The following is a 12944-nucleotide window of genomic DNA, read 5'->3' as shown; positions in this document are numbered from 1 at the left end:
GCATTCATGGAGGCGAAGTCGCGGCTGATTACGACCGCGGCTTTTCCTTCTTGGGATCGTAGTGGGCAAACGGGACGATCCGTGCCGGCAGGCGCTTCTGGTGGCCGTCGAGCTTGCCGATCTCAACCTCGGTGCCAACGTTGGCGTGGGTTGCATCAACTCGGGCCAGCGCGATGTTCTTGTTGAGCACCGGCGAGCGCATCGACGAGGTGACGATGCCGATCTGGGCGCGGCCGATATGGACGCAGTCGCCATGGCCGACGACGACATTCGAGTCGATGTCGAGGCCGACGAGCTTGTGGATCGGGTTGTCCTTGCGCCGGATCAGTGCCTCGCGGCCGATGAAGTCGTCGGTCTTGGTCTTCAGCGGCACGGTGAAGCCGATGCCGGCCTCGAACGGGTCGGTCTGGTCGGAGAACTCGTAGTTCGCGAAGATCAGGCCGGCTTCGATGCGGACCATGTCGAGGGCGGCAAAGCCCATCGGCTTAAGCCCATGCGGCTGACCTGCCTCCCAGACCGCGTCGAAGACTTTCTCGGCATCGCGCGGATGGCACCACACTTCGTAGCCGAGCTCGCCGGTGTAGCCGGTGCGCGAGACGACGATCGGCACGCCCTGCGCATCGCCGATGCGACCGATGGTGAAGCGGAACCATTCGAGCTCGGACAGCGCCGGCTGGTGCGGCGGCGTCCAGACGATCTCCTTGAGGATGTCGCGGCTGTTCGGGCCCTGCACGGCGATGTTGTGCATCTGATCGGTCGAAGAGCGGATGAGCACCTTGAGGCCAAGCTTTTCCGCCTGCTCGCGCAGCCAGTCGCCGGAATAGTCGTCGCCGCAGATCCAGCGGAAATTGTCCTTGCCGAGGCGCAGCAAGGTGCCGTCGTCGATCATGCCGCCATGCTCGTAGCACATGGCGGTGTAGACGACCTGGCCGACGCCGAGCTTCTTGACGTCGCGGGTCAGCGTGTACTGCATCAGGGCTTCGGCATCGGGGCCGGTGACCTCGAACTTGCGCAGCGCCGACAGGTCCATCACCACCGCCTTCTGGCGGCAGGCCCAATACTCCTCGATCGGACCTTCCTTGGCGAATTCCTGCGGCAGCCAGAAGCCCTTGTATTCGATGAAGTTGCGGGTGTGCTTGGCAAAGCTCTGGTGGAAGCCGGTCTCGCGGGTCATCTTGGGTTCTGCCTCCGGGGTCGTGCGTCGGGCGATCGCGCGCTGGAACTTGTTGTTGCCGGAATAGGTCCGGACGTGGATGTCGGTGAGGTTCCAGCCGTTGGCCGGCGTGGTGTCGTCGGGGCAGGCCGAGGAGACGCAGACGATGTCGGTCAGGGCTCGCAGCAGCACGTAGTCGCCCGGCCGCGACCAGGGTTCGTCGGAGAACATGACGCCATGGGCGTCGATGCCGGTGTTGAAGAAGAAGTTGACCGCCATCCAGCCGGCACGGGCATTGACACCATGAGGCGTCAGCGCGCCGTTGAAGTTCTCCGAGCAGTTGATGTGGCCGGGGTAGCCGATGTCGTCATAATATTTGGCGTAGCAGGCAAGCGCGAAGGCGTCGTGGCGACCGCAGGTGTCCTGGATCACCTCGACCAGCGGCTCGAAATCCTGGTCGAAATATTTCGCATGCAGGCCCGGCATCGGATAGGCGTGGCCCATCAGCGAGCGGGTGGCGGTGACATCGAGGGCAAGGTCGCGGCCCTTGTCGAGCTTGCGCGCCGAGAAGCACTGGAAGTCGGTGCACTGGCGGCCGTCGACGTCGATGATCTGGATGTAGTCGCCGGCCTTGACGAAGAAGGACTCAGCCGTCTTCGACTTGACCCGGAGATCGAGCACCGGATCGGCGAGCGGATCGGGCAGGTCGGACTTGCCGGCGGGCCGGATCGTCGCCCGCTTGATCATGACCACCAGCGGCGTCGAGGTGTCGTGGCTGTCGATCGCCATCGGCGCGCCGGGAGCGGCCACCACAAGCGTACCCGGACGGGTGACGGTGAAGGTCTCTTCGGTACCGGCAACAGTGGCGCCATCGAAGAAGCGCACGGCCTCGGCGCGGCCTAACTCGAGCTTGCGGCGGGCGAGCCCGGCGCGGAACGTCTGCAGGCTGCCGTCGCCGTCAACCAGAAGCGCCTTGAGCCCGGCAGCGTCGCTGTTCGAGCGCGTGCCAAGGATGCCCGGATCGGCCTTGCCGGAGGCATCGAATGCCACCAGCTCGCAAGGCTGCCCGCCCTCAAGGTTGCGCACGGTCACCTTGTCGCCGGCTTCGATGTCGATCAGCGCGGCGCCACGACCCGGAACGTGGTACCGCTCCATGCCCGGCAACAGCAGCCCGGGTTGCAGGATGAGACTCGGACGCGGTGGTCCCGATGTCACGGCGGGGTAGTCTGCGATAGTCATCACCACCTCGTCAGAAATTTGCCTGTGTGTAAAAATATTTCAGTCTAGAGAATACTCTATTTTGCCGCTCTAGCAAGGCTTCGTTTCGTCGCATAGCCTAAAAATAAGGCGAAGCACCTGCCCGCCGGGCGGTGCTGCGAGCGAGGCCCGGACCATTGACGCCGCCTTGCCCGTCAAGCGATTGTCCTGGTTCGCTCTACCGTGGTACTGGGTCCGATTCGATAAACATTTCAAACTTGGACTGCGCTGCGGTAGGCTTCGTCGCCCGCCGCAGCCATGAGGCGGAACTGATATGCAAGGTCGCGAAATGAAGGCTGAAACCGACCAACTCACCTCTCAACTCATCGCCAGCTACTCGGTGGGGGCGACGGTGCAGACCGTTCTGGACCGGCTGTTCGCGAAGATCAGGTCGGAGGAATATCCGCTGAACGCGCGCCTTCCGTCCGAACGGGCGCTGGCTTCGGAACTGGGGGTGGCCCGCAACACCGTGCGCGAGGCGCTGGACGTGCTGGAAGCCCGCAAGGTCATCAACCGGCGCCCCGGCAGCGGCAGTTTCGTGACCTATCGCTCGGAAGAACCGGAACGTGGGGAGAGCTCGGTGGCGCTGGAGACCAGCCCGCTAGACCACCTTGTCGTGCGCGGTATCCTCGAGCCCGAAATGGTCCGCCTTGCCGTCATCAACATGACCCCGCGCGAGGTGTGGGAGCTGGAACAGCTCATGTCGAAGATCGAAAGCGTGCACACCGACGTCGTCGCCTTCGTCAAATGCGAAGAGGAAATCTATCGCAAGATCGCCGAGGGAACGCACAATCGCCTCTTGGCATCCTGCTACAACCTGGCGATCGAGGCCTGCCGCGTGAGCTTCCGCACCACCCTCCTGCGCCGGCATCTGTCGCCGAAACGGATCCTTGAATATCAACAGCGCTACAACGCGCTGTTCAACGCGATTGCCTCGCGCGACGTGGAGCGTGCGGTCGAATTCATCAAGCTGCACCTGGTCGAGGAGCAGAAGCTATTTCTGCAGGATTAGCTCGGGTGTCCGCGCCTGCAGGGCGGTTCCACTGCCGCTCGATTGCAGGCGCTGCTCCCAGAGTTGGCCCAGGTCCGACATTTCCTGCTTGAGCAGGCCGCCATGGCGCTTCAGCCAGCGCGGGATCGAACCGAAGGCGGCAATCTTCGCCTTGCCGCCCTTCAGCGTCACCACCGGCCAGTCCCCGACCAGCGCGTTGTCGATGCCGAACATGTTCTCGCCCCACCAATGGGCCGGGCCGAACGCGTGGGTGACATGGCCAAGCTGCTTCATCGCCGCCAATACAGGCAGCGGATTGACGCTGTTGCACTTTTCAACCGCCGCATGCCAGATGTCCAGGATAGCGACATATTCCCAGCTCACCGCGGTCCAGGTGCCGGGGAAGCGGTTGTTGTACTCGTCGAAGAAGCCCTTCGGCTGGTTGAAGAAGAAGGTCTTGTCGGTCAGCTTTTCATCGTCGAAGTCGGGGAACTGGAAGACGAAGCCTTCCATGAATTCGGCGGACGTCCGGGCGACGAGCTGGTCGTAATAGTCCAGCGTGCAGGAGATGATCTGCCCCTTGAAGCCCTGCGCATGGGCGTATTCAGTCATGGCATGGACCATCGGCGTGTAGCTGGTGCACCAGCACAGTATGTCGGGGTTCGAATCCAGCATCGGCTGCACGATCCCGGCAGCGTCGGTCGCATGGGGATCGTACTGGATTTCCTTGACGATCCCCACATTGGCGGCCTTGAAGGCCGCGCGATAGGTCGCCAGCGAGGGCAGACCAAGCGCATCGGACTGGCTGCAGATCGCAACGGTTCGAAGCTCCGGCCTGGTCCTGGCCAGCCAGTCGACCCCGGTCACGTTGTAGATCGGATGCAACTCGCTGGGCGCGATCAGATACGGCATGTCCGGCGACAGGTCGCTGGGCAGCAGGGTTGAGGTCAGGACTTTGCGCTGGGTCAGATATTCCCGTATCCGCGCAATCGTATCTCCGCCCAGCATCATCAGCAGCTTGATGTCATGCTGTTCGATCAGATGGCGCGCGCCCTCCTCCGCCCGGCCGGCATCGTAGTCGCAATCAAATTCGACGATCTTGATCGGATAGCGCCGCCCGTTGATCAGCAGGCCGCCGGTCTTGTTGAGCCAGTCCTCCCAGATCCGGCAGCCGTGCAGTCCGGGCAGACCCCATGACTCCGCCTGGCCGCTGAGCGGAGCCAGGAACCCGACATTCACGGCGTTCGGCATGCCGACGGACAGCCGGGGCAAGAGGCTGGATACCGCAAGATGATGAGCAAAGCTGGAATTCTGCATGGCTGTAAGTATCATCAAATCTTGGGAGCTTCATCCTCATGAGGCGAAATTTTTCTTCCTCAGAGGAAACTCGTCGTTGACAAATTGGTATAACGGCAGTCAGTATGCACTGGACCAGTGGAACCAATAGCGAAATTTGGTCTATACCAAAATAAGGAGGAAACCATGACAGCAAAGCGTGTCGCCGTAATCGGCGCCGGACCATCGGGTCTGGCCCAGCTGAGGGCATTTCAGTCGGCCGCGGAGAAGGGCGCCGACATCCCCGAGATCGTCTGCTTCGAGAAGCAGGCCAACTGGGGTGGCCTGTGGAACTACACGTGGCGCACCGGCCTCGACCAATATGGCGAGCCCGTCCATGGTTCGATGTACCGCTATCTCTGGTCGAACGGCCCCAAGGAGGGCCTTGAATTCGCCGACTATTCCTTCGAAGAGCATTTCGGCAAGCAGATTGCCTCCTATCCGCCGCGCGCCGTCCTGTTCGACTACATCGAAGGCCGCGTGAACAAGGCCGGCGTCCGCAAGTGGATCCGTTTCGAGACCGCCGTGCGCATGGTGACCTGGAACGAAGAGACCAAGAAGTTCACCGTCACCGTGCAGGACCTGCCCAAGGATCACTGCTATTCCGAGGAATTCGACAACGTCATCGTCGCCTCGGGCCACTTCTCGACCCCGAACGTCCCCGAATTCCCCGGCTTCGACCGTTTCAACGGCCGCATCCTGCATGCCCACGACTTCCGCGACGCCCGCGAGTTCGCCGGCAAGGACGTCCTGCTCATCGGCACCAGCTATTCGGCCGAAGACATCGGTTCGCAGTGCTGGAAGTATGGCGCCAAGTCGATCACCAACAGCTACCGCACCGCGCCGATGGGCTTCAAATGGCCTGAAAACTGGGAAGAGAAGCCACTGCTGGAGAAGGTCGACGTCAACACCGCCACCTTCAAGGACGGCTCGACCAAGCGCATCGACGCCATTATCCTGTGCACCGGCTACAAGCACCACTTCCCGTTCCTGCCCGACGACCTGCGTCTCCGGACCGCCAACCGCCTGGCGACCGCCGACCTCTACAAGGGCGTCGCTTATGTCCACAATCCGGCGATGTTCTACATCGGCATGCAGGACCAGTGGTTCACCTTCAACATGTTCGACGCGCAGGCCTGGTGGACACGCGACGTCATCCTCGGCCGTATCAAGCTGCCTGCCACCAAGCAGGCGATGGTTGCCGACGTCGAGGATCGCGTGACCCGCGAGGATGCCGGCAAGGACACCCACGACGCGATCGAATACCAGGGCGAATACGTCAAGGAACTGATCGCCGAGACCGACTATCCGAGCTTCAACGTGGACGGTGCCAACGCGGCATTCTTCGAGTGGAAGGAACACAAGAAGAAGGGCATCATGGAGTTCCGCAACCACTCCTACCGGTCGGTCATCACCGGCACGATGGCCCCGGCACACCACACGCCGTGGAGGGACGCGCTCGACGATTCGCTGGAAGCATATCTGCGCACCGCCTCCCCCGTCGCGGCAGAGTAACATTCCGGTCCGGATGGACCGGCTTGCCCGAAGACATGCGATGCCGCCCCCTAACAGGGGCGGCATTTTGCTTTCAGGGGCATCGCAGCAGCCACGGCCAAGCGAGGACCGGGCGACGAGTCCCCACCCTGCGACTTTCTTCACGGTGAAATTCGGCCCCCCGCAACTTTCGGGGTTCGGCGCTCTCACCGGCTGGCTTTGCGACCACCCTCCCCACACTTCAGCAGGTCGGGAACAGCCAATCTCGGCCGGGAGCTGCGGCGACCCAGAACTCGCGAAATGGCGAAGACGTGGCCCTGGGTTCGTCGCAAGGGCGAAGCAAGGCAGCGCCTGCGCGGAGCAGCGTCTTCAGGCGCCGGCCGCCGCAAGGCATAGTCAAACAAAAAACGGGCCGGCCCCGAAGGACACGACCCGCTCTGAACCCTGAAAAACCGTCCGGCTAGGCGTTCACGCTCGGCCCGCGATTCTTCTCGCTGGCGTAGAGCGCCACCGCCATCGCCCGGTTGCGGACGTCGAGTTTGTCGTAGAGATTCTTGAGGTGGTATTTGACCGTGTTCTCCGAAATCCCGGTGCGCGATGCGATCTGCAGATTGGTCCAGCCATCGGCGAGAACCGACAGCAGCTCGCGCTCGCGCGCGGTCAAGCGCGACAGCGGCGTGTCGTTGATCTTGGACACGTCGACATAGGGAATGCAGATGCGGCCATGCGCCACCGCCACCAGCGTGTCGAACAGGATCGCCGGATCGTCGAACTGATAGCAGAAGCCCTGAACACCAAGGCGAACGCACTGCTTGAGGATCGAAATGTCATGGTCATTGGAAAAGACCACGACCCGGGCATGCAGCGAGCGCCGCTGCATTTCGGCCAGCACCTCGCCACTGTCCATGTCGGACAGCTTCCAGCCGAGCACCGCGAGATCGAACGATTGATCGGCCTCGGAAGCCGCCTGGAGAAAGGCCTTGCCGGTCGGTACGCTGTCGACGAGTTCGAAGCGGCCGTCGCGCGAAATCATGTCGCCTAGCGCCGCAACCACAAGCGGGTTTCGCTCGGCGATCAGTATCTTGAACTTGCTGTCTCTTGCCACTGGCACCACCTCAATCCCGATGCCCTGGCGCTGACCTTTCCATTCGGCGTTCATGTTCCTCCCGCCTATGTTCGTGCGCCCACCTCTTGCCGACGTCTCCTGTGTCAGGTCGATCCATCTCGGCCTTGATTGCAATTCATATCATGAATGATTTTTTCATTCCAGTATATTAGGCAAAATAGACTCAGTGCCGGCTTCATAACCGGCGAACGGTCCAAAGACCGGCAAACCACCCCTTCGGGTGGGGCTTTCCCGGCCAGAAAGATGCGCCCGCATTGGCCAATCTTGTGACATGGGGAGCATGGATCGAAGTTTCCACCGGCACTGCGACAAAATGGCTTGACGGCGCATCGAAATCGGACAAACTTCACTTTGAGGAAAAAAAGAAGCCTTAGCGGAAACTGACGCCGCACCACGAAACCAGGAAATTCCGGCGTGGGCGACGGGCATTCTCAAATCTATGGGGAACTGAGACAATGAGCGCTGTTACGGACATCAGTCCGGCGGAACCCGCCGGCCAACTTCACAGGACAATCGACTGGCGAGGCGCCTTCTGGGTGGCCAGCGGCGTGCCGCCGCTCGTCCTGTTTTCCATCGGCGGCATCGCCGGCACGACGGGCAACATCGCCTTCCTGATCTGGACGTTGTCCATCCTGATGGGCTTCATCCAGTCGTTCACCTACGCTGAAATCGCCGGCCTGTTTCCGAACAAATCGGGCGGCGCCTCGGTCTATGGCGCCACTGCCTGGCTGCGCTATTCGAAGTTCGTCGCGCCGCTGTCGGTGTGGTGCAACTGGTTCGCCTGGACGCCGGTGCTGTCGCTCGGCTGCACCATCGCCGCCGCCTACATCCTCAACGCGCTGGCGCCGATCCCGGGCTTCACCGAAACCTCGCCCGAGGTGCTGCAGTATCTGGCCGCCAATGTCGGCACGAGCGCCGCTGACGCGGTCGCCGCCGTCACCGCTGCCGGCACCCCCGGCATCCGCACCTGGACGCTCTACAGTCACACGCTGGGCCCGGTCGGCTTCTCGCTCAACGCCACCTTCTGGATCGGCGCGCTGCTGATGCTGATGACCTTCGCCATCCAGCACCGCGGCATCCTCGGCACCGCGAGCGTGCAGAAGATCGTCGGCATGCTGGTCATCATCCCGCTGCTGATCGTCGGCGTCGTGCCGATCATCACCGGCCAGATCAACTGGGACAACTATTCGCCGCTGGTACCGCTGGCCGCGGCCTATGCGCCTGAACCCGGCTCGTGGAACACCGCCGGCTGGACGCTGGCGCTCGGCGGCATGTTCATCGCCGCCTGGTCGACCTACGGCTTCGAAACCGCGGTCTGCTACACCCGCGAGTTCAAAAACCCGGCCACCGACACGTTCAAGGCTATCTTCTACTCCGGCCTGCTGTGCATGCTGCTCTACATCCTGGTTCCGTTCACCTTCCAGGGCGTCCTCGGCATCAACGGCATGCTGGCAACCCCGATCGTCGACGGCTCGGGCGTGGCTGACGCCATGGCCAACATGGTCGGCGGCGGTGGCCTGGTGAAGACGCTGCTGGTCATGCTGATGATCCTGGCGCTGCTGCTCGCGATCATGACCGCCATGGCCGGTTCGTCGCGCACCCTCTACCAGGGCTCGGTCGACGGCTGGCTGCCCAAGTACCTCAGCCACGTCAACGAGCATGGCGCGCCGACGCGCGCGATGTGGACCGACCTGATCTTCAACCTCTTCCTGCTGGCGATCGCTGCAACCGACGCGACGAGCTTCTTCTTCATCCTCGCCGTCGCCAACTGCGGCTACATCATCTTCAACTTCCTCAACCTCAACGCCGGCTGGATCCACCGCATCGACAACGGGCACATCAAGCGTCCGTGGAAGGCGCCGACCTGGCTGCTCGGCCTGGGCACCATCTTCGCCTTCGTCAACGCCGCATTCATGGGCGCCGGCGCCAAGGTTTGGAACCCGATGGCCCTGTGGGCAGGCCTGTTCACGGTCGCGCTGATCATCCCGGTGTTCTGCTACCGCCACTACGTCCAGGACGGCGGCAAGTTCCCGGCGCACATGCTCGACGACCTCGGCATGCATGAGGCCGACCTGCGCAAGAGAAAGGCCGGCATCCTGCCCTACGCGACGCTGATCCTCGGCCTCGCGGTGGTCCTGATCGCCAACTGGTTCTTCGTGCTCTGACACGCCGAACCCAACAACAATACAGGCACGGTCCCGCGCTGGGAGGCGCGGGGCCTTTTTGAACAAGACGGGGAACGAAAATGAGCACAACGACAGCAAGTCACAGCGACGCCGGAGACGGCCAGCTTCAACGAACGATCGACTGGCGCGGCGCCTTCTGGGTGGCCAGCGGCGTGCCGGCGCTGGTTCTGTTCTCGATCGGCGGCATCGCCGGCACCACCGGCAACATCGCCTTCCTGATCTGGACCGCCTCGATCATCCTCGGCCTGATCCAGTCCTTCACCTATGCCGAGATTGCCGGGCTGTTCCCATCGAAGTCGGGCGGCGCCTCGGTCTATGGCGCGACCGCATGGCTGCGCTATTCGAAATTCATCGCGCCGCTGTCGGTGTGGTGCAACTGGCTCGCCTGGACGCCGGTGCTGTCGCTAGGCTGCTCGATCGCGGCGGCCTACATCCTCAACGCGCTGGCGCCGATCCCCGGCTTCACCGAGACCTCGCCCGAGGTGCTGCAGTACATGGCAGCCAATGTTGGCACGAGCGCTGCCGACGCAGTCGCCGCCCTGACTGCGGCAGCGACCCCCGCGATCCGCACCTGGACGCTCTATCACGGCACGCTCGGCCCGGTCAGCTTCTCGCTCAACTCGGTGTTCTTCATCGGCGTCATCCTGATGCTGATCACCTTCGCCATCCAGCACCGCGGCATCCTCGGCACTGCCAACGTGCAGAAATACATCGGCCTGATCGTCATCGTGCCGATGCTGATCGTCGGCATCGTCCCGATCATCACCGGCCAGATCAACTGGGACAACTATTCGCCGCTGGTGCCGCTCGCCGCCGCCTACTCGCCTGAGCCCGGCACATGGAACGTCGCCGGCTGGACCCTGGCCTTCGGCGGCATGTTCATCGCCGCATGGTCGGCCTACGCCTTCGAGACGGCCATCTGCTACACCTCGGAGTTCAAGAATCCGGGCCGCGACACGGTGCGGGCGATCTTCTACTCCGGCCTGCTCTGCCTGGCGCTGTACACGCTGGTGCCGTTCACCTTCCAGGGCGTGCTCGGCCTCAACGGCATGCTGGCGACGCCGATCGTCGACGGCTCGGGCGTTGCCGAAGCCATGGCACGCATGGTCGGCGGCGCCGGCTTCGTCACCTCGATCATGGTGATGCTGATGATCATGGCACTGATGCTGTCGATCATGACGGCGATGGCCGGTTCGTCGCGCACCCTCTACCAGGGCTCGGTCGACGGCTGGCTGCCCAAGTTCCTCAGCCACGTCAACAGCCACGGCGCACCGACCCGTGCCATGTGGACCGACCTGATCTTCAACGTATTCCTGCTCGCCGTCGCCGCTGCCGACGCCACCAGCTTCTTCTTCGTGCTGTCGGTGTCGAACTGCGGCTACATCATCTTCAACTTCCTCAATCTGAACTCGGGCTGGATCCACCGCATCGACAACGGCCACATCCATCGTCCGTGGAAGGCCCCGACGATCCTGATCGCGGTCGGTGCGCTGCTGTCCTACGTCAATGCCATGTTCATGGGCGCCGGCGCCAAGGTCTGGAACCCCTGGGCGCTGTATGCCGGATTCATCGCCGCGGCGCTGATCATCCCGGTATTCTGCTACCGCCACTACATCCAGGACGGCGGCAAGTTCCCGGCGCACATGCTCGACGACCTCGGCATCACCCAGGAAGACCTGAAGAACCGCAAGGCGGGCATCCTGCCCTACCTGACCCTCGCCGCAGGCGTGGCGGTGGTGCTGCTCGCCAACTGGTTCTTCGTCATCTGACCGAGACATCTCGTCACTAGGGTCAAGGCCGGCGCAAGCCGGCCTTTTCCTTTGGGGGATGCCGCAGAGCTCACCCCATGGCCATGGCAGGAAAAAGCACTGGGCCAATATTTCTTTCCATGAAAGATTCTTGCATTACGGTTGACTTTCACGCCTCTCGCCTGTTATAGATTCAGACGGGAAAATTCAGCGCAAAAGCTGTCCGGATCGGGTATCCGGGGCTGCGAATCGACGGCACCTGCCGTGGGTTTCGACGCGTTCGCCTGGGAGGAATGGCATAGCATGACGACGGTAATCGACGGCAAGGCAGTGGCGGCCGATGTGGTGGCGAAGGTCCGGGTAGCGGCCGAGCAGCTCATCGCAAAGACCGGCGTCGTGCCCGGCATCGCGGTGGTCATCGTCGGCCACGATCCGGCAAGCCAGGTCTATGTCGCCTCCAAGGGCAAGAAGGCCAAGGAGTGCGGCTTCCACTCGATCGAACATGCGCTGTCGTCCGACACCTCCGAATCGGATCTCGTGGCGCTGGTCGAAAAACTCAACGCCGATCCGGCGATCCACGGCATCCTCGTGCAGCTGCCGCTGCCGGACCACATCGATGCCGGCAAGATCATCCAGACGATCGCCGCCGACAAGGATGTCGACGGCTTCCATTTCACCAATGTCGGCAAGCTCGGCACCGGTGAGCTCGACACCGCCTTCGTGCCCTGCACGCCGGCAGGCTCGATGCTTTTGATCGAGCGCGCGCTCGGCCGCGACCTGTCGGGCCTCAACGCGGTGGTGGTCGGACGCTCCAACATCGTCGGCAAGCCGATGGCCAATCTCCTGCTCAACGCCAACGCCACCGTCACCGTTGCCCACAGCCGGACCAAGGACCTGCCCGCACTGTGCCGCAGCGCCGACATCCTGGTTGCCGCAGTCGGCCGCCCCGAGATGATCAAGGGCGACTGGGTCAAGCCGGGTGCCACCGTCATCGACGTCGGCATCAACCGTCTCGACGGCGGCGCCAACGGCAAGTCGAAGCTGGTCGGCGATGTCGACTATGCGGGTGCAGCCGAACAGGCCGGCGCCATCACGCCGGTGCCCGGCGGCGTCGGCCCGATGACAATCGCACTTCTGATGGCCAACACCGTCGTCTCGGCATTCCGGGCGGCAGGCCAGGCAGCACCTCGTTTTTAATCCGGGAGCCTGACCGGCTCCGTCGAAATCGAACCAAACTCAAGGGAAAAGAGTCATGGCCGAATTTAAGACCGACATCGAGATCGCGCGTGGCGCCAAGAAGAAACAGATCCAGGAGATCGGCGCCAAGATCGGCATTCCGACCGAGCACCTGCTGCCATACGGCCACGACAAGGCCAAGATCTCGGCCGAGTTCATCGCCAATGCGCGCAAGAACAAGGACGGCAAGCTGATCCTGGTCACCGCGATCAACCCGACGCCGGCCGGCGAAGGCAAGACCACCACCACGGTCGGCCTCGGCGACGGCCTCAACCGCATCGGCAAGAAGGCCGTGGTCTGCATCCGCGAAGCCTCGCTCGGACCCAACTTCGGCGTCAAGGGCGGTGCCGCCGGCGGCGGTTATGCCCAGGTCGTGCCGATGGAGGACATGAACCTCCACTTCACCGGCGACTTCCAC

General features: G+C 62.9%; 9 protein-coding genes. 6 read left to right on the top strand and 3 right to left on the bottom strand.

Going from position 1 to position 12944, the window contains the following annotated elements; translation table 11 throughout:
• Window positions 1-28: 28 nt before the first annotated feature.
• Entirely contained in the window at window positions 29-2392 is a 2364-nt protein-coding gene (locus ASC75_RS16565; protein ID WP_055977863.1) for an aminomethyltransferase family protein, read from the bottom strand.
• 307 nt (window positions 2393-2699) lie between these two features.
• Between ASC75_RS16565 and ASC75_RS16560 the strand changes: the two genes are divergently transcribed.
• Window positions 2700-3422 (top strand): FCD domain-containing protein, encoded by a 723-nt coding sequence (locus tag ASC75_RS16560; RefSeq protein ID WP_055977860.1) that lies wholly within the window; start codon window positions 2700-2702, stop codon window positions 3420-3422.
• Here the strand turns inward: ASC75_RS16560 and ASC75_RS16555 are convergent.
• On the bottom strand, window positions 3405-4718 hold the full coding sequence (locus tag ASC75_RS16555) for an ABC transporter substrate-binding protein (protein ID WP_055977857.1): 1314 nt from the start codon (window positions 4716-4718) through the stop codon (window positions 3405-3407). The two genes, ASC75_RS16560 and ASC75_RS16555, sit on opposite strands and share 18 nt — an antisense overlap.
• A gap of 165 nt (window positions 4719-4883) precedes the next feature.
• Between ASC75_RS16555 and ASC75_RS16550 the strand changes: the two genes are divergently transcribed.
• Entirely contained in the window at window positions 4884-6251 is a 1368-nt protein-coding gene (locus ASC75_RS16550) for an NAD(P)/FAD-dependent oxidoreductase (RefSeq protein ID WP_055977854.1), read from the top strand.
• A gap of 439 nt (window positions 6252-6690) precedes the next feature.
• Here the strand turns inward: ASC75_RS16550 and ASC75_RS16545 are convergent, their stop codons facing one another.
• The gene (locus tag ASC75_RS16545; RefSeq protein WP_244487871.1) at window positions 6691-7344 is read right to left on the bottom strand and encodes a response regulator transcription factor; all 654 of its coding nucleotides are present in this window, start codon (window positions 7342-7344) and stop codon (window positions 6691-6693) included.
• A 467-nt stretch (window positions 7345-7811) separates the two neighbouring features.
• Here ASC75_RS16545 and ASC75_RS16540 point away from each other — a divergent pair, with 467 nt between their 5' ends.
• From ASC75_RS16540 to ASC75_RS16525, 4 genes are all read left to right on the top strand, one after another.
• Window positions 7812-9521 carry an APC family permease gene (locus ASC75_RS16540; RefSeq protein WP_055977852.1) on the top strand — a complete coding sequence of 570 codons (1710 nt, stop codon included), beginning with the start codon at window positions 7812-7814 and terminating at the stop codon, window positions 9519-9521.
• Window positions 9522-9601: 80 nt separating this feature from the next.
• Complete coding sequence (locus ASC75_RS16535) at window positions 9602-11311, top strand: APC family permease (RefSeq protein ID WP_055977849.1); 1710 nt, start codon at window positions 9602-9604, stop codon at window positions 11309-11311.
• 282 nt (window positions 11312-11593) lie between these two features.
• Complete coding sequence (gene folD / locus ASC75_RS16530) at window positions 11594-12487, top strand: bifunctional methylenetetrahydrofolate dehydrogenase/methenyltetrahydrofolate cyclohydrolase FolD (protein ID WP_055978421.1); 894 nt, start codon at window positions 11594-11596, stop codon at window positions 12485-12487.
• 55 nt (window positions 12488-12542) lie between these two features.
• Window positions 12543-12944 (top strand): formate--tetrahydrofolate ligase (locus tag ASC75_RS16525; RefSeq protein WP_156381288.1); only part of this gene is annotated, 402 nt, incomplete at its 3' end.

It is taken from the genome of Aminobacter sp. DSM 101952 (genome assembly GCF_001424795.1).
Lineage (GTDB): Bacteria > Pseudomonadota > Alphaproteobacteria > Rhizobiales > Rhizobiaceae > Aminobacter > Aminobacter aganoensis.
This window is presented reverse-complemented; position numbering and strand designations above follow the sequence as displayed.